Origin of the sequence: Pseudomonas sp. NPDC089392, from assembly GCF_044749595.1 — a bacterium.
GTDB lineage: Bacteria > Pseudomonadota > Gammaproteobacteria > Pseudomonadales > Pseudomonadaceae > Aquipseudomonas.
Window position 1 is genome coordinate 1 of sequence record NZ_JBIVIF010000011.1, and the last position, 12,538, is coordinate 12,538.

Genomic DNA, 12,538 nt, shown 5'->3' on the forward strand with positions numbered 1-12,538 from the left:
TCACCCTGGATGTACGCCATGAAAAATGCCCCGCATCGTTGATGCGGGGCATTTTGCAGGAGCTGGCTCAAAATTTCAGGTTTTCACACAGCCTGCACAGGTACAGCATCGGCCTTGATGGCTGTGAAAAAGCTGGGGGAGCGGGCGTGCCCGCGAATGGGCTGCAAAGCAGCCCCTGTAACTACATCAATGCGAGAGGTAGACGGTCAGGGTCTGGCCTGGCTTGAGGGCGTGGCCGCTGCGGGGGTTCCAGCGCTTGAGGTGCTTCATTTCCACATTGAAGCGCTTGGCCACCAGGTACAGCGAATCACCTTTGCGCACCTTGTATTGGGTGGAGCGCTGCGCGGAGGCAGCTACCCGGTTGCCGGCTGCGCTCGGTGCATTGCCACCGCGCAGGGCCAGCACCTGGCCGGCGCGCAGGTTGCTGCCGGACAGGCGGTTCCAGCGCTTGATGTCCTTGACCGAAACGCGGTTGGCCTTGGCGATGGCAACCAGGTTGTCGCCGCGCTTGACCCGGTAGCTGCGTGCCGCCGCCGGCGCTTTGGTTTCGGCCACGGCGCGGGCGAATACGGCCTTGTTCGGCTGCAGGCTGACCAGCTGCTCGGGCTTGAGGTTGGACAGGCTGTCGCTCAGCAGTTGCGCTTTGGCAGTCGGTACCAGCAACTGCTTCGGGCCGTCCACGGTCATGCGTTTTTTGAACGCCGGGTTGAGCTGGATCAGCTCGTCTTCGTCGATATTGGCAAACGCCGCCACCCGCGACAGGTCGAGGCGGTCGTTGATGGCCACCGCCTCGAAGTAGGGCTCGTTGGCGATCGGGTTCAGGTTCACGCCATAGGCTTCAGGCGTAAGTACCACCTGCGACAAGGCCAGCAGCTTGGGCACGTAGTCACGGGTTTCCTGCGGCAGCGGCAGGTTCCAGTAGTCGGTTGGCAGGCCAAGCCGTTCGTTGCGCTCGATGGCGCGGCTGACCGTGCCTTCGCCGGCGTTGTAGGCCGCCAGGGCCAGCAGCCAGTCACCGTTGAACATGTCGTGCAGGCGGGTCAAATAGTCCAGCGCTGCGTTGGTCGACGCGGTGACATCGCGGCGGCCATCGTAGAAGTTGGTCTGGCGCAGGTTGAAGTGGCGACCGGTAGCGGGCATGAACTGCCACATGCCGGCAGCGCTGGCACGTGAATAGGCCATTGGGTTGTAGGCGCTTTCGATGGCTGGCAGCAGGGCCAGCTCCAGCGGCATGTCGCGCTCTTCAAGGCGCTCGACGATGTAGTGCAGGTAGAGGCTGCCACGCTCGCCGGCGCTTTCGATGAAGGTCGGGTTGCTGGCGAACCACAAGCGCTGCTGCTCGATGCGCGGGTTGACGTCGATGCTGTCCTGCAGGGCAAAGCCCTGGCGCATGCGCTCCCATACGTCCTGTGGCGCCTGCTCGGCCGGCTTGACCAGCAGCGGGGCAGGCTTGTGCTTGATCCGCGCCTGGTAGTTGTGCGCGCGAACGCTATCGGATTCGTCGAGCTGACGGGTGCTCTGGCAGCCCACCAAGGTGGCGGCCAGGGCCAGCGCACTGACTTGGGCCAGGCGCGTCAGGGCGACGGAATGAGAGGTTCTGCGGCTACGGGAAGACATCGGCTGACACAGGTATCCGGGCGAAAAATTTCGGCGATTCTAGAAACCGCTCCGGGCCTGGTCAACCTTTGACCATCATTTGCGATATATCTTGAGGTTATCAGAAGGTGTCCTTCCAAGACCTCAAGGCAGCAAAAACAGCGACATGCGTAGGGTTTGAATGTCCCTTCCATTCGTCTGCTTTTTGTTTAACTAATGTTTCAGAGGTACGCAGGAAGGGGTTGGTCAGGCGCTCCAGGCCAATCGTTGATGGCAAGGTGATGCGATTGTCGGCGCGCAAACGGGTAACGTCCTCGAAGCGCTGCTGAACGTGGGGGTTGGTCGGTTCCACCGCCTTGGCGAAACGCAGGTTGCTGAGGGTGTATTCGTGGGCGCAGTACACCTCGGTCTGCTCTGGCAGGGCCGCCAGGCGGGCGAGGGCGGGCTGCATCTGTTCGGGGGTACCCTCGAACATGCGCCCGCAACCGGCGGCGAACAGGGTGTCGCCACTGAACAGCACGGGTGTTGCCGGCTGGTCGCTGAAGAACGCGATATGCCCCAGCGTGTGGCCGGGCACCGCCAGCACCTGGAAGGTCACGCCCAGCACGTTCAGCTGGTCGCCTTCGCCAAGCGCGAGGTCACGGCAAGGTATACGCTCATTGGCCGGGCCGCACACCCGCGCGCCGGTCAGTTGCTTGAGCCGTTCCACACCGCCGACATGGTCGTTGTGGTGGTGGGTGATGAGGATATCGCTCAATACCCACTCGGGGTTGGCTGTCAGCCAGCGTTCCACCGGGCCGGCATCACCCGGGTCGACCACCGCGCAGCGGCGTTTGGCAGTATCCTGTAACAACCAGATGTAGTTGTCGGAGAAAGCGGGGAGAGCATCGATCTGTATCATGGTGCGGATCCGATTCGCCTAGCGTGGCACATGAGGGCATCTTAGCCGCGATGGCGCGGTGCGAGAACCTTCGAGGGAGAGCGCAATGACCGACCAAGCCTTTGCCCAGGCCGACCCGGACTGGGTCAAGCTGATCAGCCTGGCCCGTGAGTGGTTCAACGGCCCACTCGGCCAGCTGATACTCAAAGAGGAGGAAAAACTGCTGGAAGAAGAGCTCGGGCGCTTCTTCGGCGGTTACCTTGTGCACTATGGGCCCTGCGCCGAGCCACCGCCCAGCGCCCCCCAGGTGCAGCGCAACGTGCGCCTCGGCGCGCCGCTGCCAGGGGTGGAGATTGTGTGCGAGGAGCAGGCCTGGCCGCTGAGCGAACACGCCGCTGACGTGGTGGTGCTGCAGCATGGCCTGGACTTCTGCCTGTCACCGCATGGCCTGCTACGCGAAGCGGCCAGCGCCGTGCGCCCCGGCGGGCACCTGCTGATCGTCGGGATCAATCCGTGGAGCAGCTGGGGCATGCGCCATTTCTTCAGCCATGGCGCCTTGCGCAAGGCCCGCTGCATCTCGCCGTCGCGGGTGGGCGACTGGCTCAACCTGCTGGGCTTCGCGCTGGAGAAACGCCGCTTCGGGTGCTATCGTCCGCCGCTTGCCTCACCGGCCTGGCAGCAACGCCTGGAGGGCTGGGAACGGCTGGCCGGCGACTGGCAAGGCTCTGGTGGCGGGGTATACCTGCTGGTGGCGCGCAAGATGGTGGTCGGCCTGCGGCCGTTGCGCCAGGAGCGCCGCGAACCCATGGGCAAGCTGCTGCCGCTGCCACTGGCCAAGGTCAACCGCACCGCGGCCAACCCCGATACTGACAAGCACTGAATTCAAGAGTGGTACATGAGCGATAGCGTCGAGATGTTTACTGATGGTGCCTGCAAGGGCAATCCAGGCCCGGGTGGCTGGGGCGTCCTGATGATCTACAAGGGCGTCGAGAAGGAACTGTGGGGCGGCGAGCGTGATACCACCAACAACCGCATGGAGCTGATGGCGGCGATCCAGGGCCTGATGTCGTTGAAGCGCGAATGCGAAGTGGTGTTGACCACCGACTCGCAGTACGTGATGAAGGGCATCAACGAGTGGATGGTCAACTGGAAGAAGCGCGGCTGGAAAACCGCGGCCAAGGAGCCGGTGAAGAACGCCGACCTGTGGCAGCAGCTGGATGAGCAGGTCAACCGCCACAAGGTGACCTGGAAGTGGGTGCGCGGCCATATCGGCCACCCTGGCAACGAACGCGCCGACCAGCTGGCCAACCGTGGGGTCGATGAACTGCGCGCCCAGCGTTGAGCTGGGGTACAATCGCGGCCTTTGTAACTGATGTAAGTTGGAGCGCCCCGCGTGGAGCAGCAGCAAGATAAACGGTTCGTCATTCTCGATACCGAAACCACGGGTATGCCGGTTGGCGAAGGACACCGCATCATCGAGATCGGCTGTGTCGAGGTTATCGGCCGGCGCTTGACCGGGCGGCACTTCCACGTCTACCTGCAGCCGGACCGCGAGAGTGACGAGGGCGCGATCAACGTCCACGGCATCACCGATGCCTTCCTGGTCGGCAAACCGCGCTTTGGTGATGTTGCCGATGAGTTCTTCGAGTTCATCCAGGGCGCCACGCTGGTCATCCACAACGCGGCGTTCGACGTTGGCTTCATCAACAACGAATTCGCCTTGCTGGGCCAGCAGGGTCGCGCGGACGCTTCGCAGTACTGCACCATCCTCGATACCTTGCTGCTGGCGCGCTCGCGCCACCCGGGGCAGCGCAACAGCCTGGATGCGCTGTGCAAACGCTACGACATCGACAACTCGGGCCGTGAGCTGCACGGCGCACTGCTCGACTCGGAACTGCTGGCTGACGTCTACCTGGCGATGACCGGTGGCCAGACCAGCCTGTCGCTGGCTGGGCATGGCGCAGATGCCGAAGGTGACGGGCAGGGGGCTGGTGGTAGCGAGATCCGCCGGATTACCGGGCGTGCGCCAGGGCGGGTGATCATGGCCAGTGCCGAAGAGCTTGAGGCGCATGCCGAGCGGTTGGCGGCGGTTGCCAAGTCGGCGGGTGGGCCTTCGATGTGGCAGGTTTTGACCGAGGCGCCTGCTGGCTAGTTTTGTCTGTCGTGGGTTGTGTGGCGCCTGTGAGATCGAGCGCCGCCAAGTGTTCGCCGAAACATTTTCAGCGCCTATGAGATCGAGCGCCGCCCGCGCGGCGCTTCGCGGCTAAAGCCGCTCCTACGTTTGTTTCTGGCCAGTATCGCCTGTGCCAGGCGCGCGCGACCGCCTTGTTTGTACGACGCGATATCGAGCCATGCGCCAAGGCGTTCGCGCACAAATCCCACAGGCATAATTGGCCCGAAACAAACGTAGGAGCGGCTTTAGCCGCGAAGCGCCGCGCGGGCGGCGCTCGATCTCCTAGGCGCTGAAAATGTTGCGGTGAACACCTACGGCGCTCGATCTCCTAGGCGCTGAAAATGTTTCGGTGAACACCTGCGGCGCTCGATTTACGCACCACCTCAACACTTGAGTCAGACACCTCAACTACCCTGAAATGGACGCCATGTCCTTCGGAGGTAGCCACCTGATGTACAAGGACCTCAAGTTCCCCATCCTCATCGTCCACCGCGCCATCAAGGCCGACAGTGTCGCCGGCGAGCGTGTGCGGGGCATTGCCGATGAGCTTGGCCAGGACGGCTTCACCATCATCAAGGCTGCCGACTACGCCGAAGCGCGCCTGGTCGCCGCCACCCACCACGGCCTGGCCTGCATGCTGATCGCCGCCGAAGGCGCCGGCGAGAATACCCACCTGCTGCAGAACATGGCCGAGCTGATCCGCCTGGCCCGCCTGCGCGCACCCAGTCTGCCGATTTTCGCCCTGGGCGAGCAGGTCACCCTGGAAAACGCCCCCGCCGAGGCCATGAGCGAGCTCAACCAGCTGCGCGGCATCCTCTACCTGTTCGAGGATACCGTGCCGTTTCTGGCCCGCCAGGTGGCGCGTGCCGCACACATCTACCTCGATGGCCTGCTGCCACCGTTCTTCAAGGCCCTGGTGCAACACACCGCGCAGTCCAACTATTCCTGGCACACCCCAGGCCACGGTGGCGGCGTGGCCTACCGCAAAAGCCCGGTCGGCCAGGCCTTTCACCAGTTCTTTGGGGAAAATACCCTGCGCTCGGACCTGTCTGTTTCCGTGCCGGAGCTGGGCTCGCTGCTCGACCATACCGGCCCGCTGGCCGAAGCCGAGGCCAAGGCCGCGCTCAACTTCGGTGCCGACCATACGTTCTTCGTCATCAACGGCACCTCCACGGCCAACAAAATTGTCTGGCATGCCATGGTCGGCCGCGACGACCTGGTGCTAGTGGACCGCAACTGCCACAAGTCGGTGGTGCACGCGATCATCATGACCGGTGCCATTCCGCTGTACCTGTGCCCCGAGCGCAACGAGCTGGGCATCATCGGGCCGATCCCGCTCAGCGAGTTCAGCGCCGAGGCGATCCAGGCGAAGATCCAGGCCAACCCGCTTGCCCGTGATCGCGGGCAGCGTATCAAGCTGGCAGTGGTGACCAACTCCACTTACGACGGCCTGTGTTACCACGCCGGGCTGATCAAGCAGACCCTGGGCGCCAGTGTCGAGGTGTTGCACTTTGACGAGGCCTGGTTCGCTTATGCGGCGTTTCACGAGTTCTTCACCGGGCGCTATGCCATGGGCACTGCCTGCGCCTCAGACAGCCCACTGGTGTTCAGCACCCATTCCACCCACAAGCTGCTGGCCGCGTTCAGCCAGGCCTCGATGATCCATGTGCAGGACGGGGCCAGGCGCCAGCTGGACCGGGACCGCTTCAACGAAGCGTTCATGATGCACATCTCGACGTCGCCGCAATACAGCATCCTCGCCTCGCTGGACGTGGCTTCGACGATGATGGAAGGCCCGGCCGGGCGCTCGCTGCTGCAGGAGATGTTTGACGAGGCGCTAAGCTTTCGCCGGGCCCTGGCCAACCTGCGCGAGCACATTGCCGCGGAAGACTGGTGGTTCAGTATTTGGCAGCCGCCTACCGCCGAAGGCATCCATTGCCTGGCCGCGCAGGGCTGGCTGCTGCAGCCGGGGGCGGAGTGGCATGGCTTTGGCGAGGTGGCGCAGGACTATGTGCTGCTGGACCCGCTCAAGGTGACCCTGGTGATGCCTGGCCTGAGTGCGGGCGGGGTGTTGGGGGAGCATGGCATCCCGGCTGCGGTGGTCAGCAAGTTCCTTTGGGAGCGGGGGCTGGTGGTGGAAAAAACCGGCCTGTACAGCTTCCTGGTGCTGTTCTCCATGGGTATCACCAAGGGCAAGTGGAGCACCTTGCTCACCGAGTTGCTGGAGTTCAAGCGCCACTATGACGGTAATACCGCCCTGAGCACTTGCCTGCCCAGTGTGGTAGCTGTCGATGCCTCACGCTACCAGGGCATGGGCCTGCGCGACCTGTGCGACCAGTTGCATGGCTGTTACCGCACCAATGCCACGGCCAAGCAGCTGAAACGGCTGTTCACGCGCTTGCCGGAGGTGGCCGTGAGCCCGGCCCGGGCCTATGACCAGATGGTGCGCGGCGAGGTAGAGGCGGTGCCGATCGAGGCGCTGCTGGGGCGGGTGGCGGCGGTAATGCTGGTGCCGTACCCGCCCGGCATTCCGTTGATCATGCCGGGGGAGCGGTTCACCGAGGCGACCCGCTCGATACTCGATTACCTGGCCTTCGCCCGGGCGTTCAACCAGGGCTTCCCCGGTTTTGTCGCCGACGTGCACGGCCTGCAGAACGAAAGCGGCCGTTACACTGTGGACTGCATTACGGAATGCGTGTGATCTCGACGCCGCTGCGTGCCAGTTCGAAGCGGTTTTCACCCAGGTGGTTGACCTTGTCGCCGATGGCCAGGCGGTAGGTGGTGATGGGGGCTCCCTGCGTGCTGCCGTCGAGTTGCAGGGTGGACTCCTGGAACTCGTGCACGGGGTAGATGCGGCCTTCGGCGTCACGGGCGTGGAACTGGCCGACCATTACTGCTGCCATTTGGGTGGAAACCTCTGAATTACGTAGGAAATGTCTGTGGGCATAGACCGCAAAACAGCGTTGGAAGTTTTCGCTGCAAGGAAAAAAAACCAAAGCGCCGAGGAACGGTCATCTATAACTACAACGTCCCTTTACCCAGCAAAGGTTGGAAATTGCCATGAGCCAGGTGTATTCGGTAGCGGTTGTCGTCGGTAGCTTGCGCAAGGAGTCTTACAACCGCAAGGTCGCCCGCGCAATTTCGGAGCTGGCGCCGTCCAGCCTTGCCCTGAAGATTGTCGAGATTGGCGACCTGCCGCTGTACAACGAGGATGTCGAGGCCGAGGCGCCGCCGGAGGCGTGGAAGCGTTTTCGTGAGGAAATCCGCCGCAGTGATGCGGTGCTGTTCGTTACGCCGGAATACAACCGCTCGGTGCCGGGCTGCTTGAAGAACGCCATCGATGTAGGTTCACGGCCCTACGGGCAAAGCGCCTGGAGTGGCAAGCCGACGGCAGTGGTGAGTGTGTCGCCAGGGGCCGTTGGTGGCTTTGGCGCCAACCATGCGGTGCGCCAGTCGCTGGTGTTCCTGGACATGCCGTGCATGCAGATGCCCGAAGCCTATATCGGTGGCGCGGCGAGCCTGTTTGAGGACTCGGGCAAGCTCAACGACAAGACCCGGCCGTTCTTGCAGGCGTTTGTCGACAAGTTTGCTTCGTGGGTGAAGTTGAACCGGGCGGTTTGACTTGCCTTGAGCAAACATTGCTGAGCGCACGATCCCTGTAGGAGCGGCCTTGTGTCGCGAAAGGGCCGCAACGCGGCCCCAGCAATTTTTGCATTTAAAGCTGAAATCCTGGGGCCGCTTTGCGGCCCTTTCGCGACACAAGGCCGCTCCTACAAAAAGCTGTGCGCAGCGAACTAGCGGAAGCTGTAGGAAACCCCGGCGTATACAGCAAAGCCTTCGCCCGGTGTTGAGCGGGCCTCATCCTTTCCAGCATCGTTGTAGCCAGGTGTCACCGTCGCCGCATAACGCTTGTTGGTAAGGTTGCGCAGGTCCAGCCAGGTCTGCCAGTCCTGCTTCGGTGAGTCCCACCCCAGGCGCGCACCTAGCAAGGCATATTCGTCGGCGTAGTAGCTGTTGGCGTAGTCCACCTGCACCTTCGACGCCATCTGCGTATTCACCCCGGCATAGAAGCCGCTTGGCCAGTCGTAGCGCAGCTCGGCCTGGTAATAGTGCATGGGGATGCCGGGCAGGCGGTTGTCGCCGAACTTGTCGTCATCACGGTAGTGAAAGTCGCTGAAGGCGTAGGCCTGGCGCAAGCTGAGCTTGCCGGTACCGGCACGTTCCCACAGGGTGTTGTCGAGGCCGGCTTCCACGCCTTGGTGCACGGTAGCGCTGGCGTTGAATTCCTTGGCCGGAGCGCCTTGCACGATTTCCACTGCCAGCAATTCATGGCGAACTTGCGAGTAGTACCACGCCAGGTCCCAATGCCCCAAGGTCGATTCGCCGCGTGTGCCCAGTTCCAGCGTGGTGGCTGTCTGGTTTTGCATTTCGATCGGCTGGTTGGCTGTGGGCGCGCTCCAGATCAGGGCCCAGGGATGGGGAGGTTCGACCGAGCGGCTCAGGTTGCCGTACACCTGCAAGTCCGGGCTGATGTCGTAGCGTAGCCCCAGGCGCGGCGCATAGTCCCAGTCATGCTGGCTCACTTTGCCGCCTCCGGCAGGGTGGTAAGTGACATCACTTTCGCGGCGGGTATAGATCATTGCCAGACCTGTGGTCAGCCACAGATCGGGGACCAGTTCCAGGTCGTTGCCCACATGCAGCACCGTATCCGAACCCTGGTAGGTGAAGTCACGGCTACGTGCACCGAATACGTCGCCATTGCGCGCAAACTGCGACGCGCCACTGTTGGGCAGGTGTTTGGTAGTACGCCAGCCAATGGTGGTCTTGCTCTCATGCCCGAACAGGGTGTTGCGGCGGATGTAGTTCAGCGTGCCACTGACATCGGTGTACGCCACCTTCAGGCGCATCGGGCCTTCGCGCAAGTCCATCGGGTAGTCGTGATAGACCAGGCCGGCTTCCAGGCGTGCATCGTCGTCGAGGTAGAAGGTGGTCTTGTTGCCGACCCAGGTGCTGCCCGGCTGCGGGCGGCTGTCGTCGCGGGCCAGATAGGCCGGGTTGGCTGCGCGTGGGTGGTGCTTGATCTGGTCTTTGGTCAGGCGCCCGGCCAGCTCGTTTTCGGTTTCCCGGTAGCGCAGGTAGAAGCGGGTTTCCAGGTTCGGGTTGAAGCGGTAACCGACATTGGCGGCAACGCCCTTGGCGCTGCCGCTGCTGTGATCCTGGTAGCCGTCGTATTCCGAATCGGTCAGGGCCACGTAGTAGTCGAGGTTGCCCAGTACCTGCCCCGAGCTGATGTGCCGGTGCTGGTAGCCGCGGCTGCCGACTTCGTAGCGTACTTGCAGCGGCGCGGCGTCGTAGCCGGTGTGGGTGACGTAATTGATCGCGCCACCCAGTGCCAGCGCGCCCTGGTCGAAGCCATTGGCGCCGCGCAGCACTTCGGCACGGCTCAGCCACAGCGGCTCGAACAGCTCGTAGGGGGTACCACCCGGGCCGGTCAGCGGCAGGCCATCGAACATCGTGTACACACCGGAGCCGTGGGCCCCCGGCGCGCGGTTGATGCCCGAGCCGCGGATCGACAGTTTGATGCCGTCGTTGCCCGCTGACTGAGCGAACACCCCCGGCTGGTAGGCCAACACGTCCTGATTGCTGGCCACCCGGCCTTGCCCTACGCGCTGCAAGTCCACCAGGTTGCTTGCGCCCGGCACTTCGCGCAGGCGTTCGCTGGCTGCCGTCAGGTCGTTCTGCTCCTCATCGGTGATCAGCACCTGGCCCAACTCGACCGAAGAGGCTGCCAGGGCGGGCTGGGTGGCACTGAAAGCTGCCAGCAAGCCAAGGCAGGACGATAGGGGCAAAACGCGACGCATTGTACGACTCCAGGCGAAAGGCGAATGGACAACGGCGTTGAGACGAGCGAAATGCCGCTTGGAGCACGAAGAAAGTCGGCAAATTTCGTGCAGCCTTCGTCAGACGGTTTTGTACGAAAGTTCTTTACAAGCCGCGGCAGTGGAGGCGGGCAGTCTGTGCTTCGTAAGGTGACTGCAGATCGGCAGCGATGCCTCGCTCAATCACCCGTGGAGTACGAACATGACTGACAACGCTCGACACTCGCAGCAACCCTTGGCGGACGCCCCGGTTCGCCTGACGCCACGTGAACAGCAAGTGCTGTTGTGGTGTGCCTACGGTAAAAGCTCGTGGGAAATAGGCCAGATCCTGGCGTGCAAGGAATCGACGGTGAACTTCCACGTGTCCAACATCCTGCGCAAATTCGATGTGCCCACCCGGGTGGCGGCGGTGATCAAGGCCATTCGCTACGGCATGCTGGCCGAGCAGTGAGGGGGTGATGGATGAGCAATGATTCGCTGTTTCCGCGTTTTGCCGATTGCCATGACCCGTTCTGGCCACGAGTGGACCTTTGCAGGTTGCGTCAGCGCCTGAACCTGCCGCAACCGGTCAGTGACGCCGCGCTGGAAGTGGCTGCACGCTGCGCCGCGATTGACGCGGCACGCGAATTCGCCCGTTGGCGTGCAGTGTTGCGTGAGCGGGGTTACAAGCGCCTTGAGGATGTGGCCGGGCATGACCATGGGCGTGCTTTGCGCGTGTGCTACATCCGTTTTGTCGAGGCGGCGGTCATGTATAGCCTGGGGTCGACCGCTTACCTGCGCGCAGCGCGCCGGGAGGTGGGCCTTGCCTGAAAAATGGATTCTCGACGGCTTGACCCCGGCAATGGTGGAGCTTGTAGGAGAAGACGGCAATGTGCTGTTCGCAGCGTTGCTGGGGGCTTTGCTGGTGAGCGCGGCGCGCGACCGGTTGATCACCAATAAGGCCAGGCGTTTGACGCTGGGCAAGAAACTGCTGCTGGTGTTCGTGACCGTGGGTGTGGGCCACTTGTTCGAGCCGCTGGTTTCGTCATTGGTGCCTCTGCTGACCCGCGGCATGGCCGCATTCGTGGCTGCGGTGGTGGTGATCCCCATCAGCCTCAAGGTCATGGTCTGGGTGGATACGCTGGACCCGCGTGAGCTCATCCAGCGCTGGCGCCGACGGGGTTAGCCAATGGCCGCCCCGCCAAGCTCACTTAGCTGCTGTTCCAGTTGCTGGATGCGTTGCTTGTCCTTGATAAACAGCAGGATGGCCTGGCGATCGCCTGGTGACAACGTGCGCAGCCGCTCAAGCATGTCGCCCTCCCAGCCTGCTTCACATTGGCATGCAGGGTGCTGTTGCGCCTCGCCCAGCAACAACCAGTCCAGCGAGCACGCATGTTGCCTGGCTACGTCTATGCAGAGTGAGTATGGGATGTTGTTGCGAACCTTCCAACTGCTGAGCGTCTGCGGGCTGATCGACAGCGCACGGGACAGGTCGGCATCGGACTGGGCGCCGGTGAGAAGCTTAAGGCGCGTGAGCACCGCAGCAAGTACGTGAGTACTCATAACAAATATCCATGACTGGTTTAATGATATTCCATGGGCTTAAACTACTCGTTATGAATACAGCCCTGCGTTTCAAGGAGCATTTCAGCAATGAGCAACATCAAACTGAAGAATAGATCCACATTTGCAGTTAATACTGACACAACCAAGCGACCCTTCTCACAGAAGATGAAGCTGAACAATGCTTGCAGGTACTTGTCGTGAGTACTTACAAGCTGGTTTGCCCGCATTGCCACAGCCGGATGCGCATACGCACCAGTGAAGGGCGCCATATTTTCCTGCGGATCGCTTACTTGCAATGCACAACTGAAGCGTGTGGCTGGTCAGTGCGTGCCGAGTTCGAAATGACCCATGAGCTTTCACCTAGCGGCATGCCCAACCCGGAAGTCTACCTGCCTTCAGCCAATGGTGATTTGCGCAAGGCGGCGCTGCCGGGTGCGGGGCAGGGCAGCCCTGCTGAATGAGCCA

Annotated in this window: 14 protein-coding genes; 9 read left to right on the forward strand and 5 right to left on the reverse strand. The window is 62.5% G+C overall.

Annotation, left to right across the window (positions count from 1 at the left end; genetic code table 11):
• Positions 1-186: 186 nt before the first annotated feature.
• Both ACIP1G_RS12310 and gloB read right to left on the reverse strand, forming a co-directional pair.
• The gene (locus ACIP1G_RS12310) at positions 187-1,617 is read right to left on the reverse strand and encodes a transglycosylase SLT domain-containing protein (protein ID WP_400737113.1); all 1,431 of its coding nucleotides are present in this window, start codon (positions 1,615-1,617) and stop codon (positions 187-189) included.
• A gap of 100 nt (positions 1,618-1,717) precedes the next feature.
• The gene (gloB, locus tag ACIP1G_RS12315; RefSeq protein WP_400737114.1) at positions 1,718-2,497 is read right to left on the reverse strand and encodes a hydroxyacylglutathione hydrolase; all 780 of its coding nucleotides are present in this window, start codon (positions 2,495-2,497) and stop codon (positions 1,718-1,720) included.
• Between the two features lie 85 nt (positions 2,498-2,582).
• Between gloB and ACIP1G_RS12320 the strand changes: the two genes are divergently transcribed.
• The 4 genes from ACIP1G_RS12320 (at position 2,583) to ACIP1G_RS12335 (ending at position 7,350) form a co-directional block, all read left to right on the forward strand.
• Positions 2,583-3,356, forward strand: a complete 774-nt coding sequence (locus tag ACIP1G_RS12320) for a class I SAM-dependent methyltransferase (protein ID WP_400737117.1) — start codon at positions 2,583-2,585, stop codon at positions 3,354-3,356.
• Positions 3,357-3,371: 15 nt separating this feature from the next.
• Positions 3,372-3,818, forward strand: a complete 447-nt coding sequence (gene rnhA / locus ACIP1G_RS12325) for a ribonuclease HI (protein ID WP_400737120.1) — start codon at positions 3,372-3,374, stop codon at positions 3,816-3,818.
• Positions 3,819-3,869: 51 nt separating this feature from the next.
• On the forward strand, positions 3,870-4,628 hold the full coding sequence (gene dnaQ / locus ACIP1G_RS12330; RefSeq protein ID WP_400737122.1) for a DNA polymerase III subunit epsilon: 759 nt from the start codon (positions 3,870-3,872) through the stop codon (positions 4,626-4,628).
• A gap of 472 nt (positions 4,629-5,100) precedes the next feature.
• A complete protein-coding gene (locus tag ACIP1G_RS12335; RefSeq protein ID WP_400737416.1) occupies positions 5,101-7,350 on the forward strand; it encodes an Orn/Lys/Arg decarboxylase N-terminal domain-containing protein in 2,250 nt (749 codons plus the stop codon).
• Here the strand turns inward: ACIP1G_RS12335 and ACIP1G_RS12340 are convergent.
• Positions 7,334-7,552: a hypothetical protein gene (locus ACIP1G_RS12340; RefSeq protein ID WP_346643306.1), complete on the reverse strand. Its 219-nt coding sequence runs from the start codon at positions 7,550-7,552 to the stop codon at positions 7,334-7,336. The two genes, ACIP1G_RS12335 and ACIP1G_RS12340, sit on opposite strands and share 17 nt — an antisense overlap.
• A gap of 157 nt (positions 7,553-7,709) precedes the next feature.
• Here ACIP1G_RS12340 and chrR point away from each other — a divergent pair, with 157 nt between their 5' ends.
• Complete coding sequence (gene chrR / locus ACIP1G_RS12345; RefSeq protein ID WP_400737125.1) at positions 7,710-8,270, forward strand: class I chromate reductase ChrR; 561 nt, start codon at positions 7,710-7,712, stop codon at positions 8,268-8,270.
• Between the two features lie 173 nt (positions 8,271-8,443).
• On the opposite strand, the gene ACIP1G_RS12350 is transcribed toward chrR, so the two are convergent.
• On the reverse strand, positions 8,444-10,510 hold the full coding sequence (locus ACIP1G_RS12350; RefSeq protein ID WP_400737127.1) for a TonB-dependent receptor family protein: 2,067 nt from the start codon (positions 10,508-10,510) through the stop codon (positions 8,444-8,446).
• Positions 10,511-10,730: 220 nt separating this feature from the next.
• Between ACIP1G_RS12350 and ACIP1G_RS12355 the strand changes: the two genes are divergently transcribed.
• Genes ACIP1G_RS12355 through ACIP1G_RS12365 form a run of 3 tightly spaced genes read left to right on the forward strand, consistent with a single transcriptional unit; the run spans position 10,731 to position 11,693 of the window.
• Entirely contained in the window at positions 10,731-10,979 is a 249-nt protein-coding gene (locus ACIP1G_RS12355) for a helix-turn-helix transcriptional regulator (protein ID WP_133974121.1), read from the forward strand.
• Positions 10,980-10,990: 11 nt separating this feature from the next.
• Positions 10,991-11,338: a head completion/stabilization protein gene (locus ACIP1G_RS12360; RefSeq protein WP_400737130.1), complete on the forward strand. Its 348-nt coding sequence runs from the start codon at positions 10,991-10,993 to the stop codon at positions 11,336-11,338.
• On the forward strand, positions 11,331-11,693 hold the full coding sequence (locus tag ACIP1G_RS12365; RefSeq protein WP_400737133.1) for a hypothetical protein: 363 nt from the start codon (positions 11,331-11,333) through the stop codon (positions 11,691-11,693). Before ACIP1G_RS12360 ends, ACIP1G_RS12365 begins: the two co-directional genes overlap by 8 nt.
• Here ACIP1G_RS12365 and ACIP1G_RS12370 read toward each other — a convergent pair.
• On the reverse strand, positions 11,690-12,070 hold the full coding sequence (locus ACIP1G_RS12370; RefSeq protein ID WP_400737136.1) for a helix-turn-helix domain-containing protein: 381 nt from the start codon (positions 12,068-12,070) through the stop codon (positions 11,690-11,692). The genes ACIP1G_RS12365 and ACIP1G_RS12370 overlap by 4 nt on opposite strands.
• Before the next feature lie 200 nt (positions 12,071-12,270).
• Here ACIP1G_RS12370 and ACIP1G_RS12375 point away from each other — a divergent pair, with 200 nt between their 5' ends.
• Positions 12,271-12,534 carry an ogr/Delta-like zinc finger family protein gene (locus ACIP1G_RS12375; protein ID WP_400737139.1) on the forward strand — a complete coding sequence of 88 codons (264 nt, stop codon included), beginning with the start codon at positions 12,271-12,273 and terminating at the stop codon, positions 12,532-12,534.
• The last annotated feature ends 4 nt before the right edge of the window (positions 12,535-12,538 follow it).

What these genes read in the sequence shown, in the direction of transcription:
- ACIP1G_RS12310 (WP_400737113.1), bottom strand. Translation starts at nt 1,617, where the DNA reads ATGTCTTCCCGTAGCCGCAGAACCTCTCATTCCGTCGCCCTGACGCGC.
- gloB (WP_400737114.1), bottom strand. Translation starts at nt 2,497, where the DNA reads ATGATACAGATCGATGCTCTCCCCGCTTTCTCCGACAACTACATCTGG.
- ACIP1G_RS12320 (WP_400737117.1), top strand. Translation starts at nt 2,583, where the DNA reads ATGACCGACCAAGCCTTTGCCCAGGCCGACCCGGACTGGGTCAAGCTG.
- rnhA (WP_400737120.1), top strand. Translation starts at nt 3,372, where the DNA reads ATGAGCGATAGCGTCGAGATGTTTACTGATGGTGCCTGCAAGGGCAAT.
- ACIP1G_RS12335 (WP_400737416.1), top strand. Translation starts at nt 5,101, where the DNA reads ATGTACAAGGACCTCAAGTTCCCCATCCTCATCGTCCACCGCGCCATC.
- ACIP1G_RS12340 (WP_346643306.1), bottom strand. Translation starts at nt 7,552, where the DNA reads ATGGCAGCAGTAATGGTCGGCCAGTTCCACGCCCGTGACGCCGAAGGC.
- chrR (WP_400737125.1), top strand. Translation starts at nt 7,710, where the DNA reads ATGAGCCAGGTGTATTCGGTAGCGGTTGTCGTCGGTAGCTTGCGCAAG.
- ACIP1G_RS12350 (WP_400737127.1), bottom strand. Translation starts at nt 10,510, where the DNA reads ATGCGTCGCGTTTTGCCCCTATCGTCCTGCCTTGGCTTGCTGGCAGCT.
- ACIP1G_RS12355 (WP_133974121.1), top strand. Translation starts at nt 10,731, where the DNA reads ATGACTGACAACGCTCGACACTCGCAGCAACCCTTGGCGGACGCCCCG.
- ACIP1G_RS12360 (WP_400737130.1), top strand. Translation starts at nt 10,991, where the DNA reads ATGAGCAATGATTCGCTGTTTCCGCGTTTTGCCGATTGCCATGACCCG.
- ACIP1G_RS12370 (WP_400737136.1), bottom strand. Translation starts at nt 12,070, where the DNA reads ATGAGTACTCACGTACTTGCTGCGGTGCTCACGCGCCTTAAGCTTCTC.